15 protein-coding genes are annotated in these 14,614 nt (G+C 62.2%); 8 read left to right on the top strand and 7 right to left on the bottom strand.

The window, feature by feature from the left end:
* Positions 1 to 17: 17 nt before the first annotated feature.
* A complete protein-coding gene (locus tag FRT59_RS14110; protein WP_034117531.1) occupies positions 18 to 308 on the bottom strand; it encodes a hypothetical protein in 291 nt (96 codons plus the stop codon).
* Positions 309 to 406: 98 nt separating this feature from the next.
* On the opposite strand from FRT59_RS14110, the gene pbpC reads away from it, so the two are divergent.
* The 6 genes from pbpC (at position 407) to FRT59_RS14080 (ending at position 7,163) form a co-directional block, all read left to right on the top strand.
* The gene (gene pbpC, locus FRT59_RS14105) at positions 407 to 2,737 is read left to right on the top strand and encodes a peptidoglycan glycosyltransferase PbpC (RefSeq protein WP_153871489.1); all 2,331 of its coding nucleotides are present in this window, start codon (positions 407 to 409) and stop codon (positions 2,735 to 2,737) included.
* 90 nt (positions 2,738 to 2,827) lie between these two features.
* The gene (locus FRT59_RS14100; protein WP_034117532.1) at positions 2,828 to 3,136 is read left to right on the top strand and encodes a MazG-like family protein; all 309 of its coding nucleotides are present in this window, start codon (positions 2,828 to 2,830) and stop codon (positions 3,134 to 3,136) included.
* Entirely contained in the window at positions 3,129 to 3,878 is a 750-nt protein-coding gene (locus tag FRT59_RS14095; protein ID WP_153871488.1) for a methyltransferase, read from the top strand. The genes FRT59_RS14100 and FRT59_RS14095 overlap by 8 nt, the downstream gene beginning before the upstream one ends.
* Positions 3,879 to 3,902: 24 nt before the next feature.
* Positions 3,903 to 4,505 carry a DUF4136 domain-containing protein gene (locus FRT59_RS14090; RefSeq protein ID WP_153871487.1) on the top strand — a complete coding sequence of 201 codons (603 nt, stop codon included), beginning with the start codon at positions 3,903 to 3,905 and terminating at the stop codon, positions 4,503 to 4,505.
* Positions 4,506 to 4,550: 45 nt separating this feature from the next.
* Entirely contained in the window at positions 4,551 to 5,108 is a 558-nt protein-coding gene (locus FRT59_RS14085) for a DUF4136 domain-containing protein (RefSeq protein WP_034117535.1), read from the top strand.
* 111 nt (positions 5,109 to 5,219) lie between these two features.
* Positions 5,220 to 7,163: a pilus assembly protein TadG-related protein gene (locus FRT59_RS14080; RefSeq protein WP_153838770.1), complete on the top strand. Its 1,944-nt coding sequence runs from the start codon at positions 5,220 to 5,222 to the stop codon at positions 7,161 to 7,163.
* On the opposite strand, the gene FRT59_RS14075 is transcribed toward FRT59_RS14080, so the two are convergent.
* Both FRT59_RS14075 and FRT59_RS14070 read right to left on the bottom strand, forming a co-directional pair.
* Entirely contained in the window at positions 7,160 to 9,892 is a 2,733-nt protein-coding gene (locus FRT59_RS14075; protein WP_153871486.1) for an ATP-binding protein, read from the bottom strand. The genes FRT59_RS14080 and FRT59_RS14075 overlap by 4 nt on opposite strands.
* A complete protein-coding gene (locus tag FRT59_RS14070; protein ID WP_034117538.1) occupies positions 9,889 to 10,329 on the bottom strand; it encodes a TadE/TadG family type IV pilus assembly protein in 441 nt (146 codons plus the stop codon). Before FRT59_RS14070 ends, FRT59_RS14075 begins: the two co-directional genes overlap by 4 nt.
* 70 nt (positions 10,330 to 10,399) lie before the next feature.
* Here FRT59_RS14070 and FRT59_RS14065 point away from each other — a divergent pair, with 70 nt between their 5' ends.
* Both FRT59_RS14065 and FRT59_RS14060 read left to right on the top strand, forming a co-directional pair.
* A complete protein-coding gene (locus FRT59_RS14065; RefSeq protein WP_034117539.1) occupies positions 10,400 to 10,849 on the top strand; it encodes a prepilin peptidase in 450 nt (149 codons plus the stop codon).
* Between the two features lie 125 nt (positions 10,850 to 10,974).
* The gene (locus FRT59_RS14060) at positions 10,975 to 11,760 is read left to right on the top strand and encodes a response regulator (protein WP_034117540.1); all 786 of its coding nucleotides are present in this window, start codon (positions 10,975 to 10,977) and stop codon (positions 11,758 to 11,760) included.
* A 55-nt stretch (positions 11,761 to 11,815) separates the two neighbouring features.
* Here FRT59_RS14060 and FRT59_RS14055 read toward each other — a convergent pair whose 3' ends face one another.
* From FRT59_RS14055 to FRT59_RS14040, 4 genes are read right to left on the bottom strand one after another with little or no spacing between them, the layout of a single operon-like run.
* Entirely contained in the window at positions 11,816 to 12,088 is a 273-nt protein-coding gene (locus tag FRT59_RS14055; RefSeq protein WP_153871484.1) for a DUF3613 domain-containing protein, read from the bottom strand.
* Positions 12,089 to 12,098: 10 nt separating this feature from the next.
* A complete protein-coding gene (locus FRT59_RS14050; protein ID WP_153871483.1) occupies positions 12,099 to 12,824 on the bottom strand; it encodes a tetratricopeptide repeat protein in 726 nt (241 codons plus the stop codon).
* 10 nt (positions 12,825 to 12,834) lie between these two features.
* Complete coding sequence (locus tag FRT59_RS14045; RefSeq protein WP_034117543.1) at positions 12,835 to 13,722, bottom strand: type II secretion system F family protein; 888 nt, start codon at positions 13,720 to 13,722, stop codon at positions 12,835 to 12,837.
* A gap of 1 nt (position 13,723) precedes the next feature.
* Positions 13,724 to 14,605, bottom strand: coding sequence for a type II secretion system F family protein (locus tag FRT59_RS14040; protein WP_153838775.1), 882 nt, complete (start codon positions 14,603 to 14,605; stop codon positions 13,724 to 13,726).
* Positions 14,606 to 14,614: the final 9 nt, after the last annotated feature.

The raw sequence follows: 14,614 nt of genomic DNA, 5'->3' as shown, positions 1-14,614 counted from the left end.
AGCCCTCCCACAGCAGATCAGTGCACAACCCAGCTGAGCAACCACAGGCCCAGCATCAGCCAGATGATCCCCACGATGATCGAGGCCCGCATAAAGGCGCGTACTGCCGAGTAAAGGAAGAGCAGGCCGACGATCAGGGTGATGATGCTGATGATCGAGGTGTCCATGCCTAGCGCTCGAGACATCCCATCGACAAAGTTGCCGCCGGCGTTGGATAGCATATTGAACAGCCCACTGAAGAACTCGATGATGTAGTGGATGATCAAGCCGAGTGTGTTACCCAGCCATCCAAAAAAGTCTGCTTGCATAGGTGTGTCTCGATGAATAAGTGGACGAAATTGCCAGCACTGAGCCTTTTGTCGCGATGGGGCGTGGCTAGTTCCCTGAAGCATAGAGGTTTAGCCGTTTGAATTTGCGTTTTGTTGCCCGCTGGACCCTGGCGAGCTTGCTGTTGGTGATGACCTTGTTGTGGCTGGCGGATCGGATCTGGCCATTGCCCCTGCCCCAGGACGACCTGGCCCGGGTGGTGCTGGCCGAGGATGGCACGCCGCTGTGGCGATTTGCCGATGCCAATGGAGTGTGGCGCTACCCAGTGCACACCAGCGAGGTGTCGCCGTATTACCTCGACGCGCTGCTCACTTACGAAGACCGGTGGTTTTACCAGCATCCTGGGGTAAACCCGCTGGCGCTGGTGCGGGCGGCGTGGCAAAACCTGAGCGGCGCACGGGTGGTATCCGGCGGCAGCACCTTGTCGATGCAAGTGGCGCGCTTGCTCGACCCGCATTCACGCACCCTGCATGGCAAGTTGCGCCAGCTGTGGCGTACCGCGCAGTTGGAATGGCACCTGTCCAAGGACGAAATCCTCAACCTGTACCTGAACCGTGCACCTTTCGGCGGCACGTTGCAGGGCGTGGCAGCGGCGAGTTGGGCGTATCTGGGCAAGTCACCGTCACAACTGACGCACGCTGAAGCCGCCTTGCTCGCGGTATTGCCCCAGGCGCCCAGTCGTTTGCGTCCGGACCGTCACCCGCAGCGCGCCCAAGAGGCCCGCGACAAAGTGCTGCGCCGGCTTGCCGAGTTCAAGGTATGGCCGCAGTCGGCGGTCGATGAAGCCTTGGAAGAACCGCTGCTGCTCGCCCCGCGCCTGGAGCCGAGCCTGGCGCCATTGCTGGCGCGCCGCCTCAACCGCCCCGACAGCCCGCCGCTGATCCGCACCACCCTGGATGCCACCTTGCAACGCCGTCTCGAAGACCTGCTGCTGGGCTGGCGGGCACGCCTGCCGGAACACACCTCGGCGGCGATCCTGGTGGTCGAGGAAGAAAGCATGGCGGTGCGCGCCTACCTGGGCTCGGTGGATATCAACGACACCAAGCGCTTTGGCCATGTGGACATGATCAGCGCGCTGCGTTCGCCCGGCTCCACGTTGAAGCCCTTTCTGTATGGCATGGCCCTGGACGATGGCCTGATTCACTCCGAATCGCTGTTGCAGGACGTGCCGCGGCGTTATGGCGATTATCGCCCGGGCAACTTTTCCATGGGCTTCACCGGGGCGGTGCCAGCGAGCACGGCGTTGTCCAGTTCGTTGAACCTGCCGGCGGTGCAATTGCTGGAAGCCTACGGGCCCAAGCGCTTCGCCGCACAGATGCGCATCGGCGGTATGCCGTTGGCGTTGCCGGCGCTGGCTGAACCGAACCTGGCGCTGATCCTCGGCGGCGCAGGCAGTCGCCTGGAAGACCTGGTGAGCGGCTACAGCGCCTTGGCCCGCGACGGCAAGAGCGCCTCCCTGCGACTACAGCCGGAGGATGCGCTCAGGGAGCGGCCACTGCTGTCACCCGGGGCCGCCTGGATTGTGCGGCGCATCCTCAGCGGCCAGGCGCGGCCCGACCGCGACCCGCGTGCCGAACTGGTGCAACGCCCGGTACTGGCGTGGAAAACCGGCACCAGCTATGGCTTTCGCGATGCCTGGGCGATTGGCGTAGGGCCGCGGTATTTGATCGGGGTGTGGATCGGCCGGCCGGATGGTACGCCGGTGCCGGGGCAATTTGGCCTGGCATCGGCGGCGCCGTTGATGTTGCAGGTGCATGACGTATTGACCAACCGCGACAGCCAGCGCGGCATCAGCGCGCCGGTCAAACCGGTGCCGGCAAATATCGGCGTGGCGGCGATCTGTTGGCCGCTGGGCCAGCCCATGAGTCGCAGCGACCCCAATTGCCGGCGCCAGCGATTTGCCTGGACTCTGGACAACACCACGCCACCGACCTTGCAGGCATTGGACCAGCCATTGAGCGTGGGCTTGATGGAAAGCATCTGGGTCAACGCCAAGGGCCTGAGGGTCGACGCCCATTGCCCTGGTGCCCAGGCCAAAAATATTGCCCTGTGGCCGGCGCCGCTGGAACCCTGGTTGCCACGGATCGAACGCCGCGAAGCGCGCATCCCGGCGCCTGACCCCGATTGCCCGCCACCGGCGTTGGCCGCGTCGTCGCCGTTGTCCATCGTGGGCGTACGCGAAGGCGATCAACTGCGCCTGCCCGCCGCCAGTCAACAGGCCCTGCGCCTGAAAATCTCCGCCCTGGGCGGCAGCGGCCGACGCTGGTGGTTCCTCAATGGTGCGCCGTTGGGGGATAGCGCCAACCAGGACAGCATCAATGCCAGTTTCGAGCGGCTGGGCCGTTACCAGCTAAGCGTCTTGGATGAGGCCGGTCAAACTGCCAGGATTGAGTTCAGCGTTGTTGACTAGGCCCCCGATGGCGTCCTTGAAAACACCACTGCTATTCACTTGCCTTCAATCCCCATCCCCCTGAAGCTATACCCATTCAGGAGCCCCCTAATGAACCTCGAACACCTCACCGAACGCCTGCACCGCATCCGCGATACCAACGACTGGAAGCAGTTCCACAGCCCGAAAAACCTGGCCATGGCCGCCAGCGTGGAAATGGCCGAACTGGTGGAAATCTTCCAGTGGCTTACCGAAGACCAATCCCGCCAGCTTCCCGCCGATAAACTCGCCCATGCGGGCCAGGAAGTCGGCGATATCGTGTTGTACCTGCTGTTGCTGTGCAGTGAACTGGGGCTGGATATGAACGAAGTGGTACGCGAAAAGCTGGCCGACAGCGAACGGCGGTTTGCCCATGAGTGACCGTCATTTCGACCAGTTGGCCACGCGCTTTGCCGAAAAAATCTACGGTGGCGCCAAGGGTGCGATTCGCCTGGCGGTGCTCCAGGCCGACCTGGCCGAAGCCTTGCCGCAGCGCCCGTTGCGCGTGCTGGATATCGGTGCGGGCCTGGGGCATATGTCGCTGTGGCTGGCCGAGCGCGGCCACCAGGTGACCCTGGCCGAACCCGCTGAGCCGATGCTCGAAGGTGCGCGCCAACGCTTCGCCGACGCCGGCCAGACCGCGACGTTCATTCATGCACCTTGGCAAGACTTGCTTGGCCAACTCACCGAGCCTTACGATCTGGTGCTGTGCCACGCGGTGCTGGAATGGCTGGCCGAACCCCATGCCATCCTGCCGGTGCTGCACCAGTTGACCCTGCCCGGTGGCTGGCTATCGCTGGCGTTCTACAACCGTGATGCGTTGATTTACCGCAACCTGCTCAAAGGCCACTTCCGCAAAATGCGCAAGAACGACATGGCCGGCGAAAAGCAGAGCCTCACGCCGCAACAACCCCTCGACCCACGGGAGTTGGCGGCGCAACTCGAAGGGTTGTGGCAGGTCGAAAGCCAAAGTGGCGTGCGGGTGTTCCACGACTATATGCCGGTGGAATTCCAGGCTCGCGCCGATTTGCAGGATTTGTTGGAGATGGAGCTCGCTCACCGTCGTCACCCAAGCTTTGCCGGACTTGGGCGTTATTTGCACTGGGTCTGCCGTCCGGTTTAAGCGGCCCAGCCTGCGGAGGTCGAAATGCGTCGTCTCTGTTTAATCCTGTTATCCCTCGGTCTGGGGGCGTGCTCCAGCCCCAACCCTTACGTCGCTGCTTCGGCGCCGATGCCGCCGGCTCCTGCCCAGGCGGCCACTACTTTTGATGCCAGCGCCTACCCGGCGCCTGTGCGCGATTATGGCGCCTACCGCAGTTGGGGCTGGCTCAACGGTCAACTGCCGGCGGGTATGGCCTGGGCCGATTCGGCGCAGGTCGCCGAGGCGGTCAGCGGCGCCCTCGACCAGCGCGGCCTGCGCCCCTTGCATGACAACCGCGCACCCGACCTGCTGGTGAGCGCCGACGTACGCCTGGAAAAGCGCCTGCGTCAGGTCCAGGACGACTATGGCTACGGCTACGGCGGCTATAACCGCTACGGCAACGGCTATGGCATGTACAACAGCGTGCCTGTGGTGCGCACCTATGAAGTGACGGTGGCAGTGGCGCGTATCAGCCTGTTCGACGCCCGCACTCGCCAGCCGGTGTGGAGCACCAGCGCGGAAACCACCAGCCAGGGCAGCTTGAGCGAGCGCGCCGATAGCTTGCGCAAGGCGATGCAGAAGGCAATGGCTGCCTATCCGCCTAGTTAGCAGCTATTCTCATTTCAGGCTCACGTCGTCTTTTGGAGAAGCACCATGTTTCGTCGTATCGCTGCACTTGCTGTCGTTGTGTTGCTGGGCGGTTGCCAGAGCAACCAGGTCAACCACGATTTCGACGCCAGCCGAGACTTCGGCGCCTACCGCAACTGGGCCTGGAAAGACCCGGCGTTGCAGTACCGCCCGGATGATCCGCGGATCAAGAGCGACCTTACCGAGCAACGCATCCGCCAGGCCGTGGGCGAACAACTTGACCAACGCGGCCTGCGCCCGGCAGCGGCAGGCACCAAGGCCGACCTGAATGTGCAGGCTTACCTGATCGTCGAAGACCGCCAGCAACAAGTCACCACCAACTACGGCGGCGCCTGGGGCGGCCCCTGGAATGGCTACTGGGGCGCGCCGATGTACAACGAAACGCGCAACATCACCTACAAAGTGGCGACCATCCAGATCGACCTGCTCGACGGCAAGGACGGCAAACTGGTGTGGCGCGGCAGTGACGAGCAAATGATGGCCAGCACGCCTAATCCAGAAGATCGCAGCAAGGCTATTCGCAGCACGGTGACCAAGATCCTTTCCAACTATCCACCGCACTGATTAACCCCGGCTAACCTCCGCCAGTCGCCAATATGGCGAGTTGCCAGCAAGCTGCAAAAGCCTTGTCTACACTCCAGTGCAACACCGGAGAGTTAGCGCAGGAGTGCTTCGATGTCTCCCCGATTCGGTTCCAGGCAGCGTGGTGCAATTGGCTTGATGGCGGCGGGCACCTTGGCGCTCGCCTTGGTGTTTACGTTGCTGGCGGTCGACAGCGGGCGCTTGTACCTGGAAAAACGCAGGCTGCAGTCCATCGCCGATACATCGGCGCTGGAAGCGGCCGGCCTCGGTGGCCAGTGCGGCAGCAATACCACTGCCAATGCCTATGCCACGCAAAACGCCGCGCGCAACGGTTTTGTGGTGGGCAATGGCCGCACCTTGACCGTGACGTGCGGCACCCTGGCGACCAACGCCGCTAACACCCGCGTATTTACCGCTGATGCCACCAAGAGCGACGCGATCCGCGTGGTGGCCTCCCACACCGTGGTAACCAGCATCGCCAACGGCCTGTGGAATCTATTCAGCGGCGCGCCGATCACCCCGCAAATCAACCTGAGCGCCACTGCCGTAGCGGCCACACCGCCGCCGGTGGCGCAGCTGTCGATCCGCAGCAGCCTGGCCAGCGTCGACTCGAGCAAATCCCCGTTGCTAAACCTGGTCATCGGCAATTTGCTGGGTGGCAACCTGTCGCTCACTGCTGCAGGGTGGAACGGCCTTCTGCAGACCAACGTCAACCTGCTCAGTTACCTGGACCAGTTGGCGATCAACCTGAACGTAAAGGCTGGCGACTATGATGCCTTACTCAGTACGGCGGTTTCCGCCACCCAACTGATCGACGCTGCGGTCAAGGTCTTGCAGAAAAACGGCGCGGCGGTCACCGCGGTCATCAATGACGTGATTTCGATAGAAGCGATTGCGCCGAACACCAAGCTGTTGACGGTAGGCGACCTGATCGACATCGCCACCGGCACCCCGACGGCGGCGCTGAATACCAATGTGCAATTGTTTCAGTTGCTCGAAGCGGTGGCGCAATTGTCCAGTAGCAAGAATGCGGTGAGTGCGGCGGCGCAGATCGCTATTCCGCTAGTGGGCAATGTGTCGATCCAGACCAAAGTCATCGAGCCGCCGCAGTTGTCGGCCATCGGCAATCCTGCGTTGGCGAAGAAGGGCTTGTTGAATAACCCGCCGACCGATCAGATTTTTGTGCGTACTGCGCAAGTGCGCACATTGGTGACGGTGCAGGCACCGATCATCAAGGCCGTGTCTGGTGTGGCCTCGATCTTGACAGGGTTGGGCACACCGGTGTCGCAGGTGGTCAAGGGTTTGTTGAACCTCAACTTGCCGGCGGTGGTGGGCGGCGTGCTGTGCCTGGTGGCGTGCAATGTGGCCGACGTGGATGTCACGCAGACGCTGTCTATCTACATCGAAGCTGGCAGCGCGCAAAGCAATGTCATTGATTTCAATTGTGCTTCACCGGCTTCCAAGTCCTTGACCGTGACGACCACCACGTCCCTCGCCACCCTGGCGGTCGGTACGGTCGATCCGGTGGCGGCGTTTTCCTCTTCCGCTGCGGTCAATGTGCAGCCGGTGAGGCTGATCGATTTTGGTCAGCGCTACTGCGTCGTGCTGACGCTGCTGTGCAGCCCTACGCGTACGCCCAATGTCGGGGGCGGCTTGCTGTTGAAGGCCAACTCCACCATTGGTGCGCAGACCAACAACATCCTGTTTGCGCCGGTAGCTGAGATGAATGCGCCGCCGACCTACAAGAGTGCGCCGGGCACCGCCAACATCGTTGGCAGCCTGGCGGCCACCTTGAACGGCTTGCAGGTGACTTACGTGCCGCCCAGCGGTAGCGTTTCCAATGGTGCGCTGGCGGGAGTGGCCGGCTTGCTGGCGACGATCACTACGGCGGTGGTTGGGCTGATCCAGAACGTGCTGTCGCCGATCCTTGACCCTATCGTCAACACGTTGCTCAGTGCCTTGGGTATTAATCTGGGCAATGCTGAAGTCGGTGCCAACCTTACCTGCCATATGGGCCGGGCTTACCTGGTGATTTAGGCTTGCACGATGGGCAACTCAACGCAAAATTTCGCGCCTGCCTCGCCATTGCTGACGCTCAGGCGTCCGCCCATGTTTTCCACAATCCCATAGCTCACCGAGAGCCCTAGCCCGGTGCCCACGCCGATGGGTTTGGTGGTGAAGAACGGCTCGAAAATCCGCTCCAGCAAGCGCGGGTCAATCCCGCCTGCGTTGTCTTCGACCCAGATTCTTACGTGGCGGCTGTCGTGCTCGCTGTGCAGCGCAATCCAGGGGCGCAGCGCGGGGTTCTTTTCGCGCTGGCTGAGCAGCGCGTCGCGGGCATTGACCATCAGGTTGATCAGCACCTGTTCCAACTGGTCGACGTGGCCTTTGACCTGCACCGAAAAGTCCGCCGGGCTGATGCGCACTTCCACGCCCTTGCCGCGCAGGCCTTCGCTGAGCAGAGACAGGGTGCCTTCCAGCGCCTGCGCCGGGTCGAAGGGTTGCTGTTCGATTTCCGAGCGGCGGCCGAATACGCGCATGTGGTCGACCACTCGTGCTGCACGTTGCACCTGGGCGTCGATGCGCTGGAGTTTTTCCGTGAGGTAGTCGATTTGTACCTCGCCCCTTTCCAGGCGTTTGAGCACGTTGACGACGGCCATGTGCATCACGTTCAGCGGCTGGTTGATCTCGTGGGCCAGGCCGGTGGCCATTTCGCCGAGGGTGGCCATTTTTGCGCTTTGGGTCAGTTGCTGTTGGGAGCGGCGCACTTCGGTGTTGTCGCGGCCCACGGCTTGCACTTCCACCAAGGTGCCGTGTTGATCAAACACGCCACGGTCCGACCATACCCACCAGGCATGTTCACGCCCAGGCAATTGCAGGCTGATTTCGGCGGTGCTGACCGGAAATTCCGGGGTCAGTTGCGCAATGCGCTGCACAAAGGTGGCGCGTTGTTCATCTGACAGCCATTGGCCTAGGTCGATGCCCGGCAGGTGTTCGGGCAGGCATTCCAGGTAATTGGCCAGCGGCGTGTTGCCGAAGGTCAGGATCAGGTCGGGGCGGTAGCGGCAGATCATTGCCGGCGAATCTTCTACCAGGATGCGGTAGCGTTCCTCACTCTGGCGTACCTGTTCGGCGGCCAGGGTTGCCTCGGTCACGTCCAGCCACAAGCCCACGGCTTCTACCGGCAGGCCGAGGTCGTCACGCAACAGTTTGGCTTCGTCGAGCAGCCAGTGGTAATGGCCTTGTTTGTCGCGTAGCCGGTAGCGGCTGCGTACGTTGCCTTCGCGCAGCAAGTGGCGGCTGCGTTCGAAGTAGAGCTCGCGGTCGTCGGGGTGGATCAGTGCGGCCAGGGTGTCGTGGTTGCAGTCGGCCAAAGTCCAACCCAGCAGCGGCGTCAGGCTGTCGCTGAAAAACGCCGGGTGCAGCGCGCCGTTGACGTAGCGTTGCACATAGATCACTGCCGGTGAGCTGGCGATCAGGTTGTCCAGGCGTGCATGGGCGGCGGCGGCTTGCAGTTGCTGGTTCTTGATGTCGCTGATGTCGAGCATGAAGCCGATCCAGCGACGATCATTGCCGACCCCCAGCACCTGGCCCTGAATGCGGTACCAGAGGGGCGCCTGCTCGGCCCCTGTGCGTTGCAGGCGCACGCTGGTCAGCAACGGCTTGCCCAAGGCTTGCAGGTCTTGCAGACGGCTGTTGAGGGCCTGGCGATCGGCGGGGTGGATCAGTTCCAGCCAAGTGCCGAGGGCCTGGCGGGTGGGGCCTTGCTCCAGGCTCAGGTTGCGCAGCAATTGTGGCGCCAACTGGATCTCCTGGGTGGCGGGCAACAGTTCCCACCAGCCGGTGCCGAGCAGGCCTTGCAGGGCTTCGACCCGTTCCAGTTGCTGGTGGTGACGCTGTTCACGCAGGCGGCTGAGCAGCGGCGCGGCGAGTGCCGCACACAGGTTGAGCCAGTCGCGCTCACCGGTGTGTTGCGCCTGGCCGCTGTAGAAGCCACACAGCAGCCAGGCCGCGAGGCCCTGGCTGTCGCGGTACGGCACCAGGAAACCGTCGGCATTGCCGAACACGCTGTGCAGGCGCGGGTTGTCGCTGCGGCCTTGGGCAATGTCCAGGCTCAGGGGCGTGTTGCCGTTGATGCTGTCCAGGCTGGTGCCCAGGTGCTGCCCGGTTTGCCACAGGGCCGGGGCATCATGGGCGGCGTATTGGCTGTAGATGCGCCAGCCTTGGTCCTCTTCGTCGAGCAGCGCCATCGCGACGCACGGTATGTGCCAGCGCTGGGCCACGCTGCGCAGGTGTTCGCTGAACACCTGGGGCAGGCGACTGAGGCTGCATACACGCAGTTGTTCGCTTATCAGGCCGGTAATTTGATGATTCTGTTCGCGCTGTTGCGCCAGCGCCCGGTCGGCCAACAGGTCAGTGATATCCAGCAGGTGCAGGGCCCAGCCGTCGTCCTCTGGCTCCATCCAGCCGCGAGTATGCAGGACCTGGCCGGCGGCGCCCTGGAAGTCGAGGTCCAGGCCGTGGCGTTGCCACTGCGCCGGCGCGCCTTCGACACTCAACGCGCTGTTGGCGCACAGCAGGGTGTGCAGCGGCGTGTTGACCGGGTGCTGGGCAAGCAGGGGTCTTAAGGTGCCCATGATGCTCAACACATGGCCAAGGTGGTCCAGTTGCAGGTGCAGGCCCAGCGCGGGCATGGCTGGCGCGTCCAGGGCCAACACGCTGTTGCGCCCGCGCAGGCGTGCGAACAATTTATCCCCCGCCGTCAAAACTGCAGGCTCGAGGTGGCGGTGAGGTTGGTGGGTAGGTTCGGTACGGTGCCAACCCCAGGCAATACCAGAGCCGGCAATACCGCTTTGATATTGGCGGAAGGGTAAGTGATCTTCACCGTCAGCAAGTTATTGTTGGTGTAGGTGGCGGTGATATAGCCGGGCAAAAACTTCAACGAGCCGGGGATCCAGTTCAACTGGGCCTGCGCTGCGTCTTTGGCGCGCTGTACGACCAAGGCCGAATAGCCTGGAGTGGTTGGGTCCAGTGACACACTGCGGCGCACGCCTTCTGCCGCGGCCTGGTGAAACGACTGCATTAACAGCAGCGGCAAGCTGTAGCTGAGCATGCCGTAGAACACCGCAAAAAAAACCACGAAGACCAAGGCAAATTCGATTGCCGCAGCACCTTTTTGCTTTCTCGGGAGGCCTGATTTCATGACTGCGTCTACCCTGAGGCGAGTACCTGATATCAGCATAGAATCATTGAGCAAAAAGGGATGGTTTTTCGTGATCCAGAATGTAGTGATCGTGCTGTGGTTGGGTGTGTGTGCGGTGCAGGATATTCGCCAGCGCCAGATTGCCAATGGGCTGACCCTGGGCGTCGGTTTGCTGGCGTTGATCTATCTGCTTTGGGTGGGTTCGACGTGGCTCGGCGCGCCTCGCAGCGACGGCGGCCTGGCCTTGGTATTGGCGCTGGTGCTGACCCTTCCGGGTTATGCGTTGGGCCGCTTTGGCGCAGGGGATGTAAAGCTGCTGGCAGCCCTGGGGCTGGCCTCCAATACCGAGTATTTGCTGGGGTCGCTGATCGGCGCTGGGATCGCTATGTTGGCCTGGACACTTATACATCAAGGGCTTGGCTCGGGCCGTGCTGAGCGGGCAGAGAAGGCGTCAACAAAACAGCCTTTTGCGCCCTTTGTTTTGACAGGGTTTGCCGGCTGCTGGGCTTGGATCCATTAGTCGTGCGAGTTGATTAATGCTATGTACATAGTCAGAAAGTGCGTCTACGTTTATTGAGTAGTTGTATAGGATTTTTCGTCAAAAAAGGATAGGTCATCTTTGGCTTGCCAGGCATGGAGTAGCGCGTGAACAAGCTTATCTCTGCAGTAAAAGTGCTCGTGGTCGACGATCAACCTTTGATCGTGGAGGAGCTCTGTGAGTTTCTCGAAAGCAGCGGGTATCGCTGTGTCCCGTGTGAGTCCAGCCAGCAAGCTATCCAGCGCTTCGGCGAAGACCCGCTCATTGGCCTGGTGCTGTGTGACCTGCATATGCCGGACATGGATGGCATCGAGTTGGTGCAGGCGCTGCAACGGGTCGCCGGCAAACATCGTGCGTTCGAGGCGATCATGCTCACCGGGCGTGCCGACAAGCAGGATGTGATCAAGGCCCTACGCGCGGGGATCGCCGATTATTACCAGAAGCCGATCAACCTTGATGAACTGCTTGAAGGCCTCAAGCGCCAGGAAGCGGCATTGGAGGAGCGGCAAAAAGACCTGCAACTGGGTACGCTTAACCAGAAGTTGCAGTATCTGTCCGAATCCATCAATGACTTGTATATGGACCTGGACAAGGTGCGCCGCAACCCGGCGCCCAAGGTCAGTGACGGCGAACCACTGGCCGATGAAGCCGGGTCGGTGGAGATCCCGGCGATCTTCAATCAGTTGTCACCCCGCCAGCTGGATGTGGCACGCCTGGTGGGCAAGGGCCAGACCAACTACCAGATTGCCTGTGAGCTGGGGATCACCGAGAACACGGTCAAGCTCTACGTGTCCCAAGTGTTGCGACTGACCCATATGCACAACCGCACGCAGCTGGCGCTGGCGTTGTCACCGAGCAATTCGGCGATGCGCCAGCGTGTGACGGCGCACTGATAACCCGCTGCAGCAGCGAGCTTGTTCGCTGCTGCAGCGGGTTTTAAATATCTGGTTATTTGCTCCCGCCCTGCGCAGACCCGCCGACCTTCTGATCAAAGAACTCCGGGATGGGGTGCTTGTTGCTGTCCAACCAGCGCTTCAGCGCCTGCTCGCGTTCTGCCGGCGTGGTCTTCTGCGGGTTGGCCGAGGCCGCGCGCCCGCTCAGTTGCAGCGCCATCCAGTTTTCCGTTTCCGTCTGCTGCGGGGACGACGGTCCGGATTCGATGGCCGATGCCACGAGGGGCATTGCCAGCCATGCGAGGCCGGCGAGGTAATGGAATTTCATCATCGACTCCCTATTTCACAGGCGCCGGCAGCGTTTCGCTGACCGTCGCTACCTGGTCTTTGGCAGAACGCACCGGTGCCGTGCGTGAACCCTTGAGTTGTTGCGCCCGGGCCTGGGCTTCGGTGACCTGCTCGGGGCTCAGCCCGAGTTGACCGACCACTTTTGCGGCCTGGCTCCAGTTGTCCTGATAGATCAGCAAGCTCACTAGGTTCACCGCCGCCAATTGATCGCTCTGCTTGAGCTCGATGGCGGTCATGAATTCAAAGCGGGCGTCTTCCAGGCGCAGTTGATCGAGGTACACCACGCCCAAGTCATTGCGGATTTTTTCGTCGGTAGGCGCCAGCCGTGCCGCACGTTGCAGGTGCGCCATGGCCTGGCCGTTGTCGCCCTTGGCCGAGGCCAGTTGCCCCAGGCCGTGCTCGCCATCGGCGGCCAGGCAGGTGCCCAGCAGGCTGCGGTACAAAGGTTCAGCCTCAGTGCGGCCCAGCAAGCGATAGGCGCAGGCTTTGCGTTGGCGAACCTGGGGCAGGGCGTCGGGCAGGTTCTGCAGGTTGGCCAGGCTGGCGTGCAGCTTGCCTTCGTTGGCCATGTCATCGGCCAGGTTCAAGGACAGCTCCTGGTCCGAACTGGGCTTGGGGCAACTGCCGGGCTCCAGCAGCCCGGCCCATGGAACCTGGCCATTGCTGGCACAGCCGCCCAGCATCAGCAGGCTCAAGGCGACAATCAGTGGTTTCATAGCAGGCTCCTCAAAAGTTATTCAGGGCTCGGGCGATGGCGATAAAGGCCGGGCCCCCAAGCACGATCAGCAAGGCGGGAAACAGGAACACCATCATCACCACGGACATCTTCGCCGACATCTTCGAGATGTATTCCTGCAGGCGGGTCAGGCGGCGGTCATCGAGCAATTGCTTGAGTGCCAGCAGTGACTTCATGGCGCCGCCGCCTTGATGGATCAATTGCTGGAGAATGATGCAGGTGTCGGTGAACTCATCCACGGCCAGCAGGCGCGCGGTTTTGCCCAACTCTTCCGACAGCTCCAGGCCCGAGTCGACCCGCGCCAGGATCAGGCGCAGTTCGTGGGTCAGGTCCGGGAGCAGGCGCTGGGCCTCGGTGCTCAACACCCGCAGCGATTGCTCAACCGCCATGCCCGATTCGAACAGGATGCGCAGCAGTGGAATGAACGTGGAGATTTCCCGTGCGATGCGCTCTTGGCGATATTTCGCGCTGAGGGCCAGCACGCGCTTGGGCAACAGGTAGCCGATACCCAGGGCAATCGCCGGGGCGATCCACGGCGAGCCGGCATGGGGAAACAGCAGCTCCTGGCCGAGCACGGTCAAGCCCAGCAACACGATGGGCACGCCGACCTGGCAGGCGGCGAACATGGAGCGTTGGTTGGCCTTGCGCCAGCCGACGCGGTTGAGCAGGGTCTGGGTTTCGTTGTCCAGGCTGACCGAGCGTTGCGCCATCGAGCTGGCGCCCAGTTGGCGCATCAGGCTGCCGAGTTTGTCCTCGCGGGTCAGTTGGCCTTGCAGGCGTTGGTTGACCATGCGCTGGCGGCGTCGTTGCTCCAGCAGGTTGCCGGCGATCAAGACGACGGCGGCGAGTAGCAGCAGGAGGCTGATCAGGAGGGCCATCTCAAATACTCCGCAACATGCGCCACATGACGAAAGTGCCCGATATGTCGAGCGCCACCGCGGCCAGCAACAAGTAGCGCCCGGTTCCATCATTCCACATGCTCATCAGGTAGCCCGGGTTGACCATCAGGAAGTAGCCGACCATGACGATGGGCAAGCCCGCCAGCACGTACGCGGTCATGCGCGTCTCACCAGTCATGGCCTTGAGTTGGCGCGCGCCCTGTTCACGCTCGCGGATCATCTTGATCAGGTTTTCCAGCAACTCGCTGGCGTTGCCGCCGTAGCGGTGGTTGACCTTCAAGCCCAGGGCAAACAGGCGAAATTCATCGCGCTCGTAGAACTCGGCAAAGTCGCTGGCGGACTCCGGCAGGCTCACGCCCATTTGCACGTTGCGCTGGATGCGGCTCATGGCCTGCTTGAGGGGCGGCTCGGTGCTGTCGATTGCGCCCAGCACGGCATCGGCCAGGGTGCGTCCGGATTTGAGGCTGCGCACGCTGTGGTCAAGCAATTGCGGCAATTGTTCGATCATGCGCTGCACCCGCCGCTGATAACGCCAGGCGATGTACAGGCGCAGCAGCAACGGCGGCAATACCAGCATGGCGAGCAAGCCTAGCCAGTCGGCCAGCAGGTAGCCCAGCAACAAGCCTGTGGCCCAGCAGCTCAACCACAACCCAAGGCGGTCGGTGGGTTTGCCCAGGCCGGCGCGCTGGAACATCCGCTCCATTGCGATCCAAGTACCGTTCGGTTCCTGTGGCAAGGGTTGGCCGTCGGCGAGGCGTTCCAGCACGCGGGCCGTGCCGGCCTGGCGCAGGCCGCGTTGGAACAGCCAGATGGACAGGCTGATGAGCAGGACACAGATGAGCAGCAAGATAAGTCCGGTCATGGTGCCTCG

Origin of the sequence: Pseudomonas haemolytica (assembly GCF_009659625.1) — a bacterium.
In the GTDB taxonomy this organism is placed as follows: domain Bacteria; phylum Pseudomonadota; class Gammaproteobacteria; order Pseudomonadales; family Pseudomonadaceae; genus Aquipseudomonas; species Aquipseudomonas haemolytica.
Note: the sequence above shows the minus strand (reverse complement) of the source record. Positions and strands in the feature narration are given on the sequence as shown.

Coding starts and splice junctions, on each gene's coding strand:
- FRT59_RS14110 (WP_034117531.1), bottom strand. CDS start 308: ATGCAAGCAGACTTTTTTGGATGGCTGGGTAACACACTCGGCTTGATC.
- FRT59_RS14100 (WP_034117532.1), top strand. CDS start 2,828: ATGAACCTCGAACACCTCACCGAACGCCTGCACCGCATCCGCGATACC.
- FRT59_RS14095 (WP_153871488.1), top strand. CDS start 3,129: ATGAGTGACCGTCATTTCGACCAGTTGGCCACGCGCTTTGCCGAAAAA.
- FRT59_RS14090 (WP_153871487.1), top strand. CDS start 3,903: ATGCGTCGTCTCTGTTTAATCCTGTTATCCCTCGGTCTGGGGGCGTGC.
- FRT59_RS14085 (WP_034117535.1), top strand. CDS start 4,551: ATGTTTCGTCGTATCGCTGCACTTGCTGTCGTTGTGTTGCTGGGCGGT.
- FRT59_RS14080 (WP_153838770.1), top strand. CDS start 5,220: ATGTCTCCCCGATTCGGTTCCAGGCAGCGTGGTGCAATTGGCTTGATG.
- FRT59_RS14070 (WP_034117538.1), bottom strand. CDS start 10,329: ATGAAATCAGGCCTCCCGAGAAAGCAAAAAGGTGCTGCGGCAATCGAA.
- FRT59_RS14055 (WP_153871484.1), bottom strand. CDS start 12,088: ATGAAATTCCATTACCTCGCCGGCCTCGCATGGCTGGCAATGCCCCTC.
- FRT59_RS14050 (WP_153871483.1), bottom strand. CDS start 12,824: ATGAAACCACTGATTGTCGCCTTGAGCCTGCTGATGCTGGGCGGCTGT.
- FRT59_RS14045 (WP_034117543.1), bottom strand. CDS start 13,722: ATGGCCCTCCTGATCAGCCTCCTGCTGCTACTCGCCGCCGTCGTCTTG.
- FRT59_RS14040 (WP_153838775.1), bottom strand. CDS start 14,605: ATGACCGGACTTATCTTGCTGCTCATCTGTGTCCTGCTCATCAGCCTG.